This window comes from Neisseria sp. 27098_8_158 (assembly GCF_041433145.1).
GTDB classification, from domain to species: Bacteria; Pseudomonadota; Gammaproteobacteria; order Burkholderiales; family Neisseriaceae; genus Neisseria; species Neisseria subflava_E.
Map to the genome: position 1 here is coordinate 418,914 of NZ_JAPWAZ010000001.1, position 16,864 is coordinate 435,777.

Genomic DNA, 16,864 nt, shown 5'->3' on the forward strand with positions numbered 1-16,864 from the left:
TGTTTCCTTATGATGATGGTTGGGAGAGTGTGCGGATAATCAGCAGATTGCCGTTTTTGGCAGTAATGACTGCGCTTGAGGCCGTCTGAAAAGTATCTTGAGGCCGTTCGGCTTGTGCCTGCCAATGTGTACCGCGGTAGGAGACTTCGTAAATATCGTCATGCAGGTGGCGTAGGATGCGGACGTTTTGCCCAATATCCAAATCATCGTTGAGCGCTTGGGGAGCCAAGCGGTTTTTCAGACGGCCGTGTACCAGCCAGATACCGAGTGCGCTGATGATGGCGGCGGTTAAAACGGCAGCAGAGAAGTGACCGCTTAATCCGTACATGATTCCTGCGGCAGCCAGCGCTACGCTGACTACCAAAAGATAGACCGTTCCGATAAACAATTCGACAATCAGAACAACGGCGGCGGCAACAAACCATATCGTCATGCGGCATATCCTTTTAATAATCTTTTGATAATCCTTATCATAATGGCAATGGCTTAAAATGAAAAGGCTAAGGTTGAAAATTATTTCAGTTATAATAAGTCCATTCAAATACGGAGCGGTGAATAATGCAAACTTGGCATGAGGCGATTGGTGCGGAAAAAGAAAAGGCGTATTTTCAAACGATTTTGGAGAAGGTGCGCCACGAAAGGCAGGCTGGGATAACCGTTTATCCGCCTGAGCGCGATGTATTCAATGCCTTTCGGACGACTGAATTCGGAAATGTAAAAGTAGTGATTTTGGGGCAAGACCCGTATCACGGCGCGGGTCAGGCGCATGGTTTGGCGTTTTCCGTCCAGCCTGAAATTGCGGTGCCACCGTCGCTGGTCAATATTTATAAAGAGTTGGCGACGGATATTGAGGGTTTTCAGATTCCGCAACACGGCTATTTGCAGCATTGGGCGGAACAGGGCGTGTTGCTGTTGAACACGGTATTGACTGTCCGTGCCGGTTCAGCGCATTCCCATGCGACTTTTGGCTGGGAGGCGTTTACCGATGAAGTCATCCGACAATTGGATAAGGAACGCGAGCATTTAGTCTTTATGCTGTGGGGCAGCCATGCGCAGAAGAAAGGCGCGTTTATCGACCGCAATCGCCATTTGGTGCTGACCGCGCCGCACCCTTCGCCTTTATCGGCATATCGCGGCTTTTTTGGCTGCAAACATTTTTCGCAGGCAAACGCTTATTTGCAGGCACATGGTTTAGAGCCGATTGATTGGCAGGTTTAAATAAGATGAAAGGCCGTCTGAAAGCAGATTTTCAGACGGCCTTATGCTTTAGTCTCAAATCGAATATTCAATCAGCTCGTTTTGAGAAAAGACATAAACCTGTTTCGGAATCAGCCTCAATTCTTTGCCTTCGGCGATTTGGTAACGCGCGGCATCGCTGCCTGCCAGCGTGATATGCACGTCTTGTTTGTCGTGTTTTACCACAATATGCGTCAATGCGCCGACGGCGTGGATTTTTTCGATTTTGGCGCGGATCATCGGGGTTTCGTTTTCGGCGGCAAGCTGCCATTCGTGCGGACGGATGTAGCCGATAGCGGTTTGTTCCTGCCATTTGTAGTGCGTGTCCAATTTCCACGCGAAGCCGTTGTAATGCCAGATGCCTTTTTCGATTCTGCCTTCGAAGGCGTCGGTTTCGCCGAGAAATTCGGTAACGAAGGCGTTTTCGGGTTTGCGGTAAATGGCTTCGGCGCTGCCGGTTTGTTCGATTTTGCCGTGGTTCATGACGACGATTTCGTCGGAAACTTCAAGGGCTTCTTCTTGGTCGTGCGTCACCAGAATGCTGGTTACGCCTAGGTTGTGATGGATGTCGCGCAGCCAGGTACGCAATTCTTTGCGTACTTTGGCATCCAGCGCGCCGAAGGGTTCGTCCAGAAGCAGGAGTTTGGGTTCGACGGCGAGGGCGCGGGCGAGGGCGATGCGCTGGCGTTGGCCGCCGGAGAGCTGGTGCGGATAGGATTTGGCGAGGTGGGAGAGCTGCACGAGTTTGAGCAATTCTTCGACTTTGGTGCGGATTTGTTCTTTGGGCGGGCGTTCGGACTTGGGCAATACGGTCAAACCGAAGGCGACGTTGTCAAACACGTTCATGTGGCGGAAGAGGGCGTAGTGTTGGAACACGAAGCCGACTTTGCGCTCGCGCACATGCTTGGCGGTTACGTCTTGCCCGTCAAACAGGATATTGCCGCCGTCGGCGTTTTCCAATCCGGCGATGATACGCAGGAGCGTGGTTTTGCCGCAGCCGGAAGGGCCGAGCAGGGAAACGAGTTTGCCGGTGGGGACGTTGAGGTTGATGTTTTTCAGCGCGTGGAAACTGCCGAAGTGTTTGTTTAGGTTTTGGATGGTGATGCTCATGCTGCGTTCCTTTCGGCGGCGGCGAGTTTTTTATCTTGTAATTTTGTGATGATGTTTTGCACCGCCAGCGTCGCCAGTGCTAAAAGTGCCAATACGCCGGAGAGGGCGAATGCGCCGGTGAAGTTGTATTCGTTGTAGAAGATTTCGACCAAAAGCGGGATGGTGTTGGTCTCGCCGCGTATGTGTCCCGATACCACGCTGACCGCGCCGAACTCGCCCATTGCGCGGGCGTTGGTAAGGATAATGCCGTAGAGCAGCGCCCATTTGATGTTGGGCAGGGTAACGCGCCAAAACATCTGCCAGCCGCTTGCACCGAGTATCAGCGCGGCCTGTTCTTCGCTGTCGCCCTGCGCCTGCATCAGCGGGATGATTTCGCGCGCGACAAAGGGGAAGGTAACGAACAGTGTCGCCAGAATAATGCCGGGGATGGCGAAGATAATCTGTATGCCTTGCGCTTCCAGCCAGCCGCCCAATGCCGTGTGCGCGCCGAACAATAAGACGAACATCAAACCGGCCACTACGGGCGATACGGAAAACGGCAAATCGAGCAGGGTGGTCAGCAACTGCTTGCCGCGAAAGTCAAAACGGGTCAGCAGCCACGCCATCGCTACGCCCAGTACGGCATTGACGGGGACGACAATCAGCGCGGTAATCAGTGTCAATTTGATGGCAGACCATGCTTCGGGATCGGTCAAGGATTGTAGGTATAAATCCCAACCGCCTTTTAAGGCCTCGTAGAATACGGCAACCAAAGGTACGACCAGCATCAGCAGCAGAAAGCCCAAGGCGGTAGCAGTCAGCAATACGCGCAGCCAACGCGGTTCGCTCAAGTTTGGATTGGTAGAATGGGTTTTCATGTTAGTGAAGTCTCTATTTATTCTTGTATCCGTTTAGGCCGTCTGAAAAATGTTTGCTTGATGTTTCAGACGGCCTGCTGTTTGTTAAACCTTCGCTCCGGCGCGGCGGCTTAAAGTCCATTGCATAATGTTTAAAATCAGCAGGATGACAAACGAAATCATCAGCATAAACAGAGCAACGGCAGACGCGCCCTGAGCATCGTATTGCTCCAGTTTACCGGTGATAATCAAGGGCAGGATTTCAGACACCATCGGAATATTGCCTGCGATAAAAATGACCGAGCCGTATTCGCCGGTAGAGCGGGCAAACATCATGCCTGCGCCGGTCAACAGGGCCGGTGTGATTTCAGGCAAAAGGACGCGGCGGAACGTAGTCCAACGGCTTGCGCCTAAAGTCGCCGCCGCTTCTTCATACTCGCCCGACAATTCTTCCAATACCGGCTGCACGGCGCGGACGATAAAGGGCAGGCTGACAACAATCAGCGCAATCCAAATGCCGATGGGTGTAAAGGCGATTTTGATGCCTAAAGGCTCGAAAAAACGGCCTATCCAGCCATTGGGGGCGTATAGGGTTGCCAAAGCAATGCCTGTTACTGCTGTCGGCAGCGCAAACGGCAAATCGACCAAAGCGTTTACTAACCCTTTGCCCGGAAATTCATAGCGTACCAATACCCAAGCAACCAACGTGCCGAACACGATATTGGTCAACATCGCATAAAACGACATCCGCAAACTTAGCCAGACGGCCGCTAAGACATTGGGTTCGGTAATCGTGTTCCAAAATCCGCTCCAGCCGATTTCCGCCGCTTTGGCCGCCATCATCGCAAACGGCAAAACCACCAAAAGCGACAGGCATAAAACCGTCAAACCTAGGCTGAGCTTGAAACCCGGCAATACAGAGGGCGTTTTGAGTAACAACATAATGGCAACCGTCAGAATTTAATACACGCTTACTTTAACAAGGCCGTCTGAAAACTGGAAAGAATGCTTTGTTTGGTATAAAGACGATTTTGTTATATTGAAAAGATGAAAAGGCCGTCTGAACATCAAATTTCAGACGGCCTTGCTGGTGTGGTAAGTAATCAATAGGCAACAGGATCTTGAGGTGCGGGCTGGCGTTGCGCCGCATCATAGTTTTCCTGAGCCGAGCGGACGGCTTTTTCCAAACCGTTGATCCGTTCGAGATAACGGGCGTAGTTACGCTCATTGCCATAACGCACTTTTTTGCCTTCTTCCAAATTTTTCTTGGCGGTATCTAAAGCACGCTTGGCCGCGCCGACGTCAGCCGGATTGACCGGGGCGACAGCTTCTTCCGCTTGCTCGGTTTTGCTTGGGGAAATCGGCGTTGTCGGTGTTGAAACAGGCGCAGAAGTATATACGGACGGTTTGCCGATATTGCTGGCTTTGCAGTTTTTACCGCCGGCTTGGGTATAGACTTTGCGGCCGGCAGAATCGGTACATTCAAAAATAGGCGCGGCGGAAACCGCAGTTGTCAACGCGAGCAGTAATGTGCTGATCCAAATTTTGTTCATTTCATTTTTCCTTAAAACCATTTCCACCAAATAAACAAAGCCGCAATCATGATGACGTTGGCGAAGAGGATGGGCTTCCACTGTCTGGGTGCGCGCCGCAATTCGGCGCCCGAGCGCGTGCGGCGGATATAGAAAAACGGGCTGAGCAGCATGGAGGCGGCACATACCAAAATAATCACAGCGTAATAGATTTTGTGCGTTTCCATATCGTTTCTCCGTTTCAGACGGCCTGAAATGCTAACTACAACGCATTTTTGCGTGAAGCGTTGCCTGTTTTCATCTTGCATCGAAATTGGGCACATTTGCCATGGCCTCAATCCTGAGGTCTTTGCAAAAATATGCTACAATCGCGTCCGATTATAACATTCTATTTATAAAGGTTTTACGAATAATGATTTCTACCAACGGCATCACCATGCAGTTCGGCGCAAAGCCGCTGTTTGAAAACGTATCCGTCAAATTCGGAGAAGGCAACCGTTACGGCTTGATCGGCGCCAACGGCTCAGGCAAATCCACCTTCATGAAAATCCTCGGCGGCGATTTGGAGCAGACTGCTGGCGAAGTAGCGATTGAAAACGGCGTGCGTTTGGGTAAATTGCGCCAAGACCAGTTTGCCTACGAAGACATGCGCGTGCTGGACGTAGTGATGATGGGTCATACCGAAATGTGGGCGGCGATGACCGAGCGTGATGCGATTTACGCCAATCCTGAAGCCACCGAAGACGACTACATGAAAGCCGCCGAACTGGAAGCCAAGTTCGCCGAATATGACGGCTATACCGCCGAAGCGCGCGCTGCCGAATTGTTGAGCGGCGTGGGCATTTCCGAAGATTTGCACAATGCGACCATGGCAGAAGTTGCCCCGGGCTTCAAGCTGCGCGTATTGCTGGCGCAAGCCCTGTTCTCCAAACCAGATGTATTGCTCTTGGACGAACCGACCAACAACTTGGACATTAATACCATCCGTTGGTTGGAAGGCGTGTTGAACCAATACGACTCCACCATGATTATTATTTCGCACGACCGTCACTTTTTGAACGAAGTCTGCACCCACATGGCGGATTTGGACTACAACACCATCACCATCTATCCGGGCAATTACGACGACTACATGCTCGCTTCCGCCCAATCGCGTGAGCGCGCCCTGAAAGACAACGCCAAAGCCAAAGAGAAACTGCAAGAGCTGCAAGAGTTCGTCGCACGCTTCTCCGCCAACAAATCCAAAGCCCGTCAGGCAACCAGCCGTCTGAAACAGGCAGACAAAATCAAATCGGAGATGGTCGAAGTCAAACCTTCTACCCGTCAAAACCCATATATCCGTTTTGAAGCCGACGAAAAAGCCAAGTTGCACCGTCAGGCTGTGGAAGTTGAAAAACTGGCCAAACGTTTTGAAACCCAGTTGTTTAAAAACCTGAACTTCATCCTTGAGGCCGGTCAACGCCTTGCCATTATCGGCCCGAACGGCGCAGGTAAATCTACCTTGCTGAAACTCTTGGCAGGCGCATACAACCCCGAATATTCAGACGGCCTGTTGCCGGACGAAGGCACCATCAAATGGGCGGAAAAAGCCAGTGTCGGCTACTATCCGCAAGACCATGAAAACGACTTCGACGTCGATATGGACCTGAGCGAATGGATGCGCCAATGGGGTCAGGAAGGCGATGACGAGCAAGTCATCCGCGGCACTTTGGGCCGCTTGCTCTTCGGCAGCAACGATGTCGTGAAAAAAGTGAAGGTTCTCTCCGGCGGTGAAAAAGGCCGTATGCTTTACGGCAAACTGTTGCTGTTGAAACCCAATGTCTTGGTTATGGACGAACCCACCAACCACATGGACATGGAAAGCATCGAATCCTTGAACATGGCGCTGGAAAAATACAACGGCACGCTGATTTTCGTCTCGCACGACCGTCAGTTTGTATCTTCGCTGGCCACCCAAATCATCGAATTGGATGGCAAAGGCGGATATGAACACTACTTGGGCGATTACGAAAGCTATCTTGAGAAAAAAGGTTTGGCTTAAATCTTTACCAACAATCTAATAAGGCATTGAGATGCCGTCTGAAAATTTCTATATTTTCAGACGGCATTTTCTTTTCAAAATTAAACAATAGTATATTGAACTTTTATGCCAAAATTATGACTAATAAAAGCCTTTTGCAAAATAATAATTCAATATTACGACATTTTTGAAGGAATATATTAAATGGTAAACATTAAAACAGCAGTGCCCGATGCCTCTCAATATGGTGCTAAACTTGGCTATACGACTTATGAGGCAGAACAAGGCAAGTTGAAGAACGGTATCGTTGAGAACCAGTCTTCTTCTAAAGAAGCAGATCGCGCAACTGCCCGTGAAGCAAGCGGTCAGGCATATGTCGATTTGCCGACCAATGCGTCTGTTTCATTTATTGCGCAAGCAGATGCCAATGCGGCAACCGTCCGTTATACCGTTCCAGACGGTGAAAGCGGTAAAGTAGAAGTCAAAGTCAATAATACAGTGATCGGTACTTTGGATTTATCTTCCAAATCCAACTGGCAATATTTGGATAACTACAAATATCATCCGGATGGCGATGTTAAAGTTCATGATACACCCGCGGCAGATAGGCTTGCCCGCTTCCAATTTGACGAAGTCAGCCAATTATTTAAAGATGCCCATATCAATAAAGGAGATACAGTTACTATCACTAATCTCGACAGCACGCCTGTAGGCATCGACTTGGTTGATTTGGAAAAGGCACCGGATGCCATTAGACAGCCTGAAAACAGTGTCAGCATTACTGATTTCGGCGCAGTCGCCAATGACGGCTCGGATGATTACCAGGCATTTATGAAGGCAGTAGAAGCTGCAAAAAATACAGAACATAAAACTGTTTATATCCCCGAAGGTCAATTTGATTTTTCACGACCGATTTCTCTTTATGTTCCTGATGGCATTAAGATTACCGGTGCAGGGCAATGGCATACTAAGTTACATTTTTTGAATACAGAAGCTGCTAAATACGATGATAAGGGTTATGCGAGCGGTGGCGGTGGTATTACTTTTGAACCCGGTAGTAACAATATAGATTTGGGCAATCTCTCTATGGATTCAAATCTGAACTCAAGATATGATGAGAAAGCCAATTACAAAGGGATATCCGGCACTTTAGGTACTGGCTCTTCTATTCACGATATCAAAATTGAACATTTTGAAGTAGGTGTATGGATTGGGGATTATTCTAAAAACAAACCTTTAAATTACACTGATGGTTTGACTATCTCCAATGCCACTATTCGTAATAACTTGGCAGACGGCGTTAACTTTGCACAAGGTACCAGCAATTCCACCGTTATCAATTCCAATATCCGCGGTAATGGTGATGATAACTTGGCGACATGGTCAAGTCATCATGAGAATACCAATGCCCATGTTGCTGAAAATAACCACTTTTTAAACAATACCGTTGAATTAGGCTGGCGTGCGGCAGGTATTGGTATCTTTGGTGGCAAAGGTCATGAAGTAGCCAATAACCTTATCAAAGATAATGCTAATTGGAGTGGTGTACGAGTTAATACTGTATTTAGTGGCCATAATTTTGATCTTAACGATCCAGGCATTAACATTCATAATAATTTATTTGTTAGTAATGGTACTAATACCGATGCTTATGGTCGTATTAAAGGTGCTATCGATTTAGAAGAGGGCCGAGACTATGAAGATAAGATTCATAATATGCCACTAAGAGGAGAACTAAATAATATTAGAATTGAAGGAAACACGATTATTGATAATTTGTCGAAACGAGACATTACAACAATTCGTAATACCATACCTGATGATCTTAATACATCAATAAATGATACTACAGTTTTTATTAATGCAAATGATGCAGTTAGTGGAAATAATACAGTAGCGAGTGATGCAGACCATGTTACAACATCTGTTTATGAAGAAAAACGCTATGTCATTGATAAATCATATATTCATGGTAATACTCCTGGATATGAAACTGTAACTGTAACCAATATTAAAGGTACACAAGCGGATGATCATATCGATGGTACGAGTGGTATTGACAGAATTGATGGTAAAAATGGTAATGACACTATCTATGCCTGGGGAGGTGATGACATCATTACTATTACAGGAAATGGCAACAATTCTATCAGTGGCGGCGATGGTAATGACCGTATCAGAGGCGGTTGGGGCCATGATATGATTAACGGCGATTCAGGTAATGACATCATTTCTGGTTATGATGGAGACGATCGTCTCAATGGCGGTATGGGTAATGACTCTGTCTATGGGGGAAATGGTAATGATACCCTATGGGGAGAAAGTGGCGATGACTATTTGAATGGCGGCGATGGTAACGACGTTTTGTTCGGCGGACAAGGAACCGATTACTTGGTAGGCGGCAAGGGTGCCGATACTTATGTTTTCAGCCTTGGAGAAGGTAAGGATACGATTACCGATAATGTGGGCGAACATAATGCACTGCAATTTGGCCAAAATATCTCTGTTAGTAACCTGCATATTGATGCCATTACTGATGTTCGAGGTAATATCGATTGGAAAATTACCATCAAGGGATCAGAAGGGGACAGCATAACCATCAATGACCAATTCGTTTCCGGTAACACTAACGATGCCGTGATTGATACTTTCCGTTTCGATGAAGGTACATTGAGCTTGCAAGAGTTGATGGGCAGGTTGTCAGGCAACGGCAATATCAATAATTTGTCAGCCGTCAATACGCATACTGAGCGCATGAGCTACTCGTCTGTCGATACGGCTGATGTTCATGATGACACAGCATCTACCGCCAACGCTGGAATTATCTAATTAGCTGTCTTTTAGGCTGAATAAAGGCCGTCTGAAATCTAGAAAATAGGTTTCAGACGGCCTTTATTTATGTTGTGATAGAAAGAGGATTAACTGAATAAACCTTTAAACCACAACACAATCGCGTCCCACATACGGCGCAACCAGCTGCCTTCTTCCACGCCGGTCAGGGCGACGACGTCTTTTTCGGCAATGACTTTGCCGTCTTTCATGACTTTCAGTTTGCCCAATACTTGGCCTTTTTCAATTGGGGCAAGGACAGGCTGAAGTGTTTCTAAGATAGGTTTGACGTTTTTGCCGGTATCGTGGGGGATGGTAATGTAAACATCGTCCAAGAAACCGATGTCTACGGCTTTGGTGCTGCCTTTGTAAACTTTGACTTGGGAAATTACTTCTCCGCCGTTATAAAGTTTGGGTGTATCAAATGCCTGTAACGCCCAGTTGAGCAGTTTGCTGCTTTCACTGGCGCGCGCTTCGGTAGATTCGGCACCGGCAAGGATGGAAACAATACGGCGGTTGTTGCGTTTGCTGGAAGCGGCGAGATGGTAGCCTGCGCCTTCAGAATAGCCGGTTTTCAAACCGTCGATACTGCTGTCGCGATAGAGCAGAAGATTGCGGTTGGGCTGCTCGATATTATTGTATTTGAAAGATTTATTTGCAAATAAAGGATAATATTTCGGATAGTCATTAATGAGCGCGGCTGCCAAGATGGCAAGGTCGCCAACGGTTGAAACATGGCCGTTAGAAGAAATACCAGTCGGGTTGTTGAAGTGGGTGTGCTTCATGCCCAAGCGTTTGGCTTCTTCATTCATTTGTTTAACGAATTCGTCGATAGAGCCGTTGCCAATGGCTTCGGCAAGGGTAATGGCGGCATCGTTGGCCGATTGGATGGTTGTACCCTTAATCAAGGAGCTGACGCTGACAGGAACTTTCGGATCAAGGAACATGCGCGAACCTTCGACTTTCCATGCGGCATTGGAAACGGTCAGCATTTGGCTTGCTTCAAGTGTACCGTTTTCTAATGCTTTAAAGGCAAGATAGGCGGTCATCATTTGCGTCAACGCGGCAGGTTCGATAGGCGTGTCGGCATTGTTGGATGCCAAGGTTTGCTTGCTGTGCAGGTCGGTAACGATGTAGGCGGTTGCCGCGATTTCCGGCGGCGTTGTCGGGCTGTTGATGCTGTGCAGCAGCGGCTGCGTTTGAGCCTCGCTTTGTACGGCAGGTGCGGATGCAACCGGGTCAGCAGCGAGGGCAGGAGTATTCAGGAGGGCAGCAAAAATTAAGCTAAGTAGCGTTTTTTTCATCATTGTTTGTAAATTTGAATATGAGTGGATACTGTTATGAGGCAAACAGTTTGGCATATTAAATAGATATTAAGCGGACATTATACCGTCTCATTTAGGCTTTGCTAAGATTTTTCTTGCCTTCAGACGGCCTCAGGGGTATGGTTTTAACTTTTTCCTCCGGTCGATTTGACCGAATTGCAATTTATTTCCGAACACTAAAAATACCATGAACCATTCCCTTCCTCTTTCTGATTATCTAACCCGTATTTTGACCGCTTCCGTTTATGATGTAGCCGTAGAAACGCCTTTGGATTTGGCACGCAGTCTGTCAGGCCGTCTGAACAATCAGGTTTTGCTCAAGCGCGAAGATTTGCAGCCGGTGTTTTCGTTCAAAATCCGCGGCGCGTACAACAAAATGGCGAAGCTGCCGAAAGAAGCCTTGGATTGCGGCGTGATTGCTGCCAGCGCGGGTAACCATGCGCAGGGTGTAGCTTTATCGGCGCAGTATTTGGGTTGCCGCGCCGTCATTGTGATGCCGGAAACAACGCCTAAAATCAAAATTGATGCGGTCAAGAGTCGAGGTGGCGAAGTGGTATTGAAAGGCGTATCTTACAACGATGCCTATGATTATGCGATGGAGTTGGCAGAAAAGGAAAAACTGACTTATATCGCGCCGTTTGATGATCCTGATGTGATTGCCGGTCAGGGAACCATCGGCATGGAAATCCTCCGTCAACACCGCAATATCAATGCGATTTTTGTTCCGATTGGCGGCGGCGGTTTGGCAGCGGGTGTAGCGGCGTTTATCAAACAAGTTTGCCCTGAAATTAAAGTGATTGGCGTGCAAACCGATGATTCTTGCTGTATGAAGCAATCGGTCGAGGCTGGGGAAATCGTACATTTGAAAGATGTCGGCCTGTTTTCAGACGGCACGGCGGTTAAAGTGGTGGGCGAGGAAACCTTCCGCCTGTGTAAAGAGCTGTTGGACGAAATTATTACGGTCAATACGGATATGTTGTGCGGCGCGATTAAAGATATTTTTGACGATACGCGCAGCATTACCGAGCCTGCGGGCGCATTGGCACTTGCCGGCTTGAAGGCTTACGTTGCGAAAAACAATATCCAAGCTCAAAACTTGGTTGCGGTCACCAGCGGTGCCAACATGAACTTCCACCGCCTGCGCCATGTTTCTGAACGCAGTGAGCTGGGCGAGGGTAACGAAGGCATTTTCGCCGTTACCATTCCTGAAGAAAAAGGCAGCTTCCTCAAGTTTATCAATGTCTTGGGCAGTCGGAATATTACCGAGTTCAACTATCGCTACGGCAACGACAAAAATGCTCATATTTTTGTCGGTTTGCAAACTGCAGGTGCGCAAGACTTGGCCGTCATCAGTAAACAACTGGCTGATGCTGGTTTGCCGAATGTCGATCTGACCAATGATGAAATCGCCAAAATCCATATCCGTTACATGGTCGGAGGACGTACGGAAAAAGTTTCCAGCGAACGTTTGGTCAGCTTTGAATTTCCTGAACGCCCGGGTGCGTTGTCCCGTTTCTTGAACCATATGCGTGCCGAGTGGAATATTACTTTGTTCCATTATCGCAATCATGGTGCGGACTACGGCCGTATTTTGGTCGGTATCGATGTACCTGAAAGTGACAATGAAGCCTTTGCCGACTTTTTGGAGAGCTTGGGTTATGTTTATAAAGAAGAAACCGATAATCCGGCTTATAAACTTTTCTTGGCTTAATCAGTAAGATAAAAGGCCGTCTGAAATTTTTCAGACGGCCTTTTGTTTTATGTTTGGCTTTATTTCTTACGGAATACCAAGTCCCAAACGCCATGACCCAATCGTTTGCCTCGGGCTTCAAATTTGGTTTCAGGACGATAATCGGGCGTAGGGGCGTAATCGGCAGCCGTGTTTTGCAAAGCGTCAAAACTGCTCAAAACCTCCAGCATTTGCACGGCGTATTCTTCCCAGTCGGTCGCCATATGGACATAGCCGCCACTTTTGAGTTTGGGCAGCAGCTTTTCAACAAACGGCACTTGTACCAAGCGGCGTTTATTGTGGCGTTTTTTGTGCCAAGGGTCAGGGAAGAAAATATGAATGCCGTCTAAAGAACCGTCTTCCAGCATCTTTTCCACTACTTCCACTGCATCATGACGCATCACACGGATATTGGAAATGTGTTCTTCCTCAATCAGCTTCAAAATATTGCCGACGCCCGGGCCGTGAACATCAATTGCTAAAAAGTCGGTATCGGGCAGACATTTGGCGATTTCCACTGTCGCGACGCCCATACCGAAACCGATTTCCAATACTTTAGGATTGTCCCGTCCAAAAGTGCGGTTCAAGTCCAAAGGAGCTTCTTGGAAGTCCACACCAAATTGCGGCCACATCGTATCAATGGCGCGCTGTTGGGCCGTGGTCATATGGCCTTGACGTAAGACGAAACTGCGGATGCTGCGTTTGTGTTCTTCAGGAACGGTGTTTTCGGGTGTATTTTCTGGAATGTTTTCGGACATATTGTTTTAAATCAGTGAGAAATCAAATAAAAAGGCCGTCTGAAAGAATCAGACAACCCTGCATATAAATCGGCGTGATTATAGCGAATAAACGCTCTTCCCGAAACCTTTTAAAAAGAAGGTTTCAGACGGCCTGATTAAGACAATACCGGTTGCGGTACTTTGTGTTGCACCGCATAAACCGCTGCTTGAACGCGGCTGCTTAGGTTCAACTTACGCAACAGGTTCTGCACATGCACTTTGACGGTTGACTCAGCCAAATTTAAATGGCGGGCAATGATTTTATTGCTGTGTCCGGCGGCAAGGTAGCCCAAGATTTCCATTTCGCGCGGAGTCAGCTGCGCCAGCAGGTGGTCGGAGCGTGAAGGAGAAGGGGAAATCAGCGATTGCACCAAGCGGCTGGTCATTTCAGGGGAGAAGACATTGTCGCCATCAACGGCTTTGCGGATGCTTTCCAACAGGAAGTCGGCATTGATGTTTTTCAGCAAAAAGCCTTTTGCACCCATACGCATACATTCGGTCAAATCGTCGCTGTCTTCGGAAACGGTAAGCATGATGACGGTCAGCTGCGGATTGATACTTAAAATTTGAGCCAATGCTTCGCGGCCGTTCATAACCGGCATATCCAAGTCCAGCAAGACTACATCAGGCTTGAGCTGCTCAACCATTTTTACGCCGGCCAGGCCGTCTGAAGCTTCGCCGACGACTTCAAAATCAGGCTGGCGTGAAAGCAATGCCTTGATACCGCTGCGAAATAGGGTGTGGTCGTCAATAAGGGTAATTTTAATCGTCATGATGCTGTTCTCATTTGTTGCGGCAAAGTCAGCATAACCGCCGTACCTTGCCCAATCTGCGATGTAATGGCCAATTCTGCGTTAATCCGTTGGGCCCGTTCCTGCATAATGCCCAAGCCGACATGTTCGCCTGAAGGCCGGTTTGATAGGTGTTCTTTATTAAAGCCTGCGCCGTCGTCCCGAATTGTCATGACAAAATCGCCGTGGTTGGCAATTTCGACGCTGACATGTTGCGCACGCGCATGCTTCCGAATATTGGACAGGCTTTCCTGCAAGATGAAGATGATTTGCAAATGCTCATCATAATTCAAAGCCTGCCCGTCGTCCTGCCATTTTAAATCAACTGGAATACTGGTTTGTCGTTCAAAACGCGCCAGCAGCGATTCTACCGCTTCAGGAAAATCTTTATTACTGATTTTGGTGCGGAAATTCATCAAAAGTTCGCGTACGTCTTCGTAGCATTCCTGCACGCCGTCTTTGATGAAGCCGATATTTTCTTCAGCCTGCTCGCGTTGGTCTGAAGCAAACGCGCTTTCCAGCATTTGTACCTGCAAATTCAAAAAGGTCAAAGCTTGCGCGATGCTGTCATGCAAACCTTGCGCAATCAAGTTACGCTCCTGTAAAACTGCAAGAAGGCGGCGCTCTTGTTCCATGCGGTTGCTGGCGATGGAAATGCCCAGCTGTCCGCTTAAGGTATGCAGCAGTTTTTCGTCTTGCTCATCAGGCATATGGCCGTCTGAAAAATATAGGGTCAGTACGCCGAGTTGTTCGTCTTGATAAACGATCGGAAATTCTACACGATTTCCTTCTTCAGTTTCACCGACGCTTGCCGCCAAGTCAGAGCGTTTGCGTTCTTCATCGGAAAGATATACCGTACCGCCCAGAGCGGAAAATGCCGGCAGAATCTGAGTTAAAAATTCTTCTGCCGCCTGTTGCGGCGTAAAGGTTTGGTGCAGGTTGCGCGTAGTCTGGTAGAGCAGGGTCAAATCACGGTTTTGCCGGGCCAAATCTTGGGTTTGTTGGGCAACCTGTCCTTCTAAATCCGTATAAAGCGTTTTCAGACGGCGGCTCATTTGGTTGAAGCCCTTGCTGACTTGGGCGAATTCACGAATTTGGTCTGTATCGATTTGAACCCCGAAACGGCCTTCGCTGATGGTTTCCACCCCGTCGCGCAATTTTTCCAGCGGCCGGATGATCCACGAATAATGCCAAACAATCATCAAGCCGGCAGCCACTAAAATCATCAGCATCATCGCCATTTGAAAACGGCGCAGCCACAAAGTATTTTGCTCGTTGGCGTTTTCCATCGCCTGTAAAAACAGCTCGATATTGCCGGCAAAACGGTATAAGCCGATTTGGGTCGGCCGCTCGTAATGTTGCAAAGAAGGCTTGATGTTGGATTCCCAATCAATTAACAGCATCGATTGGATCAAATCGTAAGCCAGCGGCATTCGTGACGGAATCAGCGGATGAATGGCATCGCTTTGCGTTACATTGGCCAGCGTACGTTCAAATTCTTTGATTTGGTTGTCAATTTGAGCATTGGGCGTACGGACGCTTGCCATATAAGCCAAGCGATACACCTGCATTTTCAAGCTGCCCGCATCTTCAATCGTTTTAGCCGCGCTTTCCAAACGCCAAGAAAGCAGCAGGGTAAAGGCAATCGATAAAAAAGCCGAGCCGACCCATAACATAGTCAGTAGTTTTAAACGCGAGGACAGGCTCAGGCCGTCTGAAGATCCAGAGAATAAACGCATAAAGCACGCAGGAAGACTAATCCGATAATCTTATAAAAATATCATTCTTTCGACCTATAAACAACCTGTCTAAAATAATTGTATGGTTATGATAAGAAAAAACAGGGGTTTAATGTAAAATCATGTTATGATAAAATTCATCTTAAGTGAATTAAATCACAAAATCAGGTTTCAGACGGCCTGAAGCCTTAAAAACTTATTCCATAAATACAACATCGCGAATAACACTTACACACTCTGCTTTGCAAAGGACTACCAAAATGAAAATTTTTGCACTGATATTGGCCGGCGGGCAGGGAAGCCGGATGGGAGGTGTCGATAAAGGGTTGGTGCAATGGCACAACAAAGCCTTGATAGACCACGTTATCGAAAAAATCCGCCCGCAAGTCAGTCATATCGCCATCAGTGCCAACCGCAATCTCGAATCCTACGCCCAACGCAGCGCGCACGTTTTCTCCGATGCACGCCAATGGCAACATTACGGCCCTTTAGCCGCCTTGTGTACCGCCGCCAACGATTTGCAAATTGCTACTGCAGACTGGCTGCTTATCGTCTCCTGCGATATGCCCCGCCTGCCTGAAAACTTGGTTTCCCAGTTTGAGACCATCGCCAAACGCACGCCGTTGTGCAATGCATTTTATGTTGAAACCCCGGCTAGACCGCATTACAGCGTGATGTTTATCCGGCCACAAATCCTGCAAAGCACCGTGCCATACCTTTATTCAGGAATGCGCAGCATACGCGGCTGGTTGCAACAACAGCGCGCGCGGGTTGTCCATTTCCCTCATGAGCAGGATTTTATCAGCTACAACACGGAAAACGATTTGGCCCAGCCTTTGTAGTTGGGTAGGTAGAAGCAATAAGCTTCTGATGAACTGAATTGTTTTGCAATAAAGTATTTTATAAAAGCTTTAGGCCGTCTGAACAACAAACAGACG

The 16,864-nt window shown here is 48.0% G+C and carries 15 protein-coding genes; 5 read left to right on the forward strand and 10 right to left on the reverse strand.

Going from position 1 to position 16,864, the window contains the following annotated elements; genetic code table 11:
* Positions 1–7: 7 nt before the first annotated feature.
* Positions 8–433, reverse strand: a complete 426-nt coding sequence (locus tag O3681_RS02025) for an NfeD family protein (protein WP_371459156.1) — start codon at positions 431–433, stop codon at positions 8–10.
* Positions 434–558: 125 nt separating this feature from the next.
* On the opposite strand from O3681_RS02025, the gene ung reads away from it, so the two are divergent.
* Positions 559–1,218: a uracil-DNA glycosylase gene (gene ung / locus O3681_RS02030; RefSeq protein ID WP_049336116.1), complete on the forward strand. Its 660-nt coding sequence runs from the start codon at positions 559–561 to the stop codon at positions 1,216–1,218.
* Between the two features lie 54 nt (positions 1,219–1,272).
* On the opposite strand, the gene O3681_RS02035 is transcribed toward ung, so the two are convergent.
* The 5 genes from O3681_RS02035 to O3681_RS02055 all read right to left on the reverse strand — a co-directional run bounded on the left by O3681_RS02035 (position 1,273) and on the right by O3681_RS02055 (position 4,941).
* A complete protein-coding gene (locus O3681_RS02035; protein ID WP_371459157.1) occupies positions 1,273–2,346 on the reverse strand; it encodes a sulfate/molybdate ABC transporter ATP-binding protein in 1,074 nt (357 codons plus the stop codon).
* Positions 2,343–3,203, reverse strand: a complete 861-nt coding sequence (gene cysW / locus O3681_RS02040; protein WP_314592917.1) for a sulfate ABC transporter permease subunit CysW — start codon at positions 3,201–3,203, stop codon at positions 2,343–2,345. The genes O3681_RS02035 and cysW overlap by 4 nt, the downstream gene beginning before the upstream one ends.
* 84 nt (positions 3,204–3,287) lie before the next feature.
* Complete coding sequence (gene cysT, locus O3681_RS02045; protein ID WP_003683475.1) at positions 3,288–4,124, reverse strand: sulfate ABC transporter permease subunit CysT; 837 nt, start codon at positions 4,122–4,124, stop codon at positions 3,288–3,290.
* Between the two features lie 161 nt (positions 4,125–4,285).
* A complete protein-coding gene (locus O3681_RS02050; protein WP_371459158.1) occupies positions 4,286–4,735 on the reverse strand; it encodes a DUF4124 domain-containing protein in 450 nt (149 codons plus the stop codon).
* 11 nt (positions 4,736–4,746) lie between these two features.
* Positions 4,747–4,941 (reverse strand): hypothetical protein, encoded by a 195-nt coding sequence (locus tag O3681_RS02055; RefSeq protein WP_371459159.1) that lies wholly within the window; start codon positions 4,939–4,941, stop codon positions 4,747–4,749.
* 185 nt (positions 4,942–5,126) lie between these two features.
* Between O3681_RS02055 and O3681_RS02060 the strand changes: the two genes are divergently transcribed.
* Both O3681_RS02060 and O3681_RS02065 read left to right on the forward strand, forming a co-directional pair.
* On the forward strand, positions 5,127–6,755 hold the full coding sequence (locus tag O3681_RS02060) for an ABC-F family ATPase (RefSeq protein ID WP_063069000.1): 1,629 nt from the start codon (positions 5,127–5,129) through the stop codon (positions 6,753–6,755).
* Between the two features lie 183 nt (positions 6,756–6,938).
* On the forward strand, positions 6,939–9,563 hold the full coding sequence (locus O3681_RS02065) for a type 1 secretion protein (RefSeq protein WP_371459160.1): 2,625 nt from the start codon (positions 6,939–6,941) through the stop codon (positions 9,561–9,563).
* Positions 9,564–9,652: 89 nt separating this feature from the next.
* Here the strand turns inward: O3681_RS02065 and O3681_RS02070 are convergent, their stop codons facing one another.
* Positions 9,653–10,870 (reverse strand): D-alanyl-D-alanine carboxypeptidase family protein, encoded by a 1,218-nt coding sequence (locus O3681_RS02070; protein ID WP_107723228.1) that lies wholly within the window; start codon positions 10,868–10,870, stop codon positions 9,653–9,655.
* Between the two features lie 205 nt (positions 10,871–11,075).
* Between O3681_RS02070 and ilvA the strand changes: the two genes are divergently transcribed.
* Positions 11,076–12,599 carry a threonine ammonia-lyase, biosynthetic gene (ilvA, locus tag O3681_RS02075; protein WP_371459161.1) on the forward strand — a complete coding sequence of 508 codons (1,524 nt, stop codon included), beginning with the start codon at positions 11,076–11,078 and terminating at the stop codon, positions 12,597–12,599.
* Between the two features lie 59 nt (positions 12,600–12,658).
* Here ilvA and trmB read toward each other — a convergent pair whose 3' ends face one another.
* The 3 genes from trmB to O3681_RS02090 form a co-directional block, all read right to left on the reverse strand.
* Positions 12,659–13,375, reverse strand: coding sequence for a tRNA (guanosine(46)-N7)-methyltransferase TrmB (gene trmB, locus O3681_RS02080; protein WP_371459162.1), 717 nt, complete (start codon positions 13,373–13,375; stop codon positions 12,659–12,661).
* Between the two features lie 137 nt (positions 13,376–13,512).
* Entirely contained in the window at positions 13,513–14,169 is a 657-nt protein-coding gene (locus tag O3681_RS02085; RefSeq protein ID WP_004520571.1) for a response regulator transcription factor, read from the reverse strand.
* Positions 14,166–15,926, reverse strand: a complete 1,761-nt coding sequence (locus O3681_RS02090) for a histidine kinase (RefSeq protein WP_371459163.1) — start codon at positions 15,924–15,926, stop codon at positions 14,166–14,168. The genes O3681_RS02085 and O3681_RS02090 overlap by 4 nt, the downstream gene beginning before the upstream one ends.
* 260 nt (positions 15,927–16,186) lie before the next feature.
* Between O3681_RS02090 and mobA the strand changes: the two genes are divergently transcribed.
* A complete protein-coding gene (gene mobA / locus O3681_RS02095) occupies positions 16,187–16,768 on the forward strand; it encodes a molybdenum cofactor guanylyltransferase MobA (RefSeq protein ID WP_107857051.1) in 582 nt (193 codons plus the stop codon).
* Positions 16,769–16,864 lie beyond the last annotated feature (96 nt).

What these genes read in the sequence shown, in the direction of transcription:
- O3681_RS02085 (WP_004520571.1), bottom strand. Translation starts at nt 14,169, where the DNA reads ATGACGATTAAAATTACCCTTATTGACGACCACACCCTATTTCGCAGC.
- O3681_RS02065 (WP_371459160.1), top strand. Translation starts at nt 6,939, where the DNA reads ATGGTAAACATTAAAACAGCAGTGCCCGATGCCTCTCAATATGGTGCT.
- trmB (WP_371459162.1), bottom strand. Translation starts at nt 13,375, where the DNA reads ATGTCCGAAAACATTCCAGAAAATACACCCGAAAACACCGTTCCTGAA.
- O3681_RS02035 (WP_371459157.1), bottom strand. Translation starts at nt 2,346, where the DNA reads ATGAGCATCACCATCCAAAACCTAAACAAACACTTCGGCAGTTTCCAC.
- O3681_RS02090 (WP_371459163.1), bottom strand. Translation starts at nt 15,926, where the DNA reads ATGCGTTTATTCTCTGGATCTTCAGACGGCCTGAGCCTGTCCTCGCGT.
- O3681_RS02055 (WP_371459159.1), bottom strand. Translation starts at nt 4,941, where the DNA reads ATGGAAACGCACAAAATCTATTACGCTGTGATTATTTTGGTATGTGCC.
- ung (WP_049336116.1), top strand. Translation starts at nt 559, where the DNA reads ATGCAAACTTGGCATGAGGCGATTGGTGCGGAAAAAGAAAAGGCGTAT.
- O3681_RS02025 (WP_371459156.1), bottom strand. Translation starts at nt 433, where the DNA reads ATGACGATATGGTTTGTTGCCGCCGCCGTTGTTCTGATTGTCGAATTG.
- O3681_RS02060 (WP_063069000.1), top strand. Translation starts at nt 5,127, where the DNA reads ATGATTTCTACCAACGGCATCACCATGCAGTTCGGCGCAAAGCCGCTG.
- cysW (WP_314592917.1), bottom strand. Translation starts at nt 3,203, where the DNA reads ATGAAAACCCATTCTACCAATCCAAACTTGAGCGAACCGCGTTGGCTG.
- mobA (WP_107857051.1), top strand. Translation starts at nt 16,187, where the DNA reads ATGAAAATTTTTGCACTGATATTGGCCGGCGGGCAGGGAAGCCGGATG.
- cysT (WP_003683475.1), bottom strand. Translation starts at nt 4,124, where the DNA reads ATGTTGTTACTCAAAACGCCCTCTGTATTGCCGGGTTTCAAGCTCAGC.
- O3681_RS02070 (WP_107723228.1), bottom strand. Translation starts at nt 10,870, where the DNA reads ATGATGAAAAAAACGCTACTTAGCTTAATTTTTGCTGCCCTCCTGAAT.
- O3681_RS02050 (WP_371459158.1), bottom strand. Translation starts at nt 4,735, where the DNA reads ATGAACAAAATTTGGATCAGCACATTACTGCTCGCGTTGACAACTGCG.
- ilvA (WP_371459161.1), top strand. Translation starts at nt 11,076, where the DNA reads ATGAACCATTCCCTTCCTCTTTCTGATTATCTAACCCGTATTTTGACC.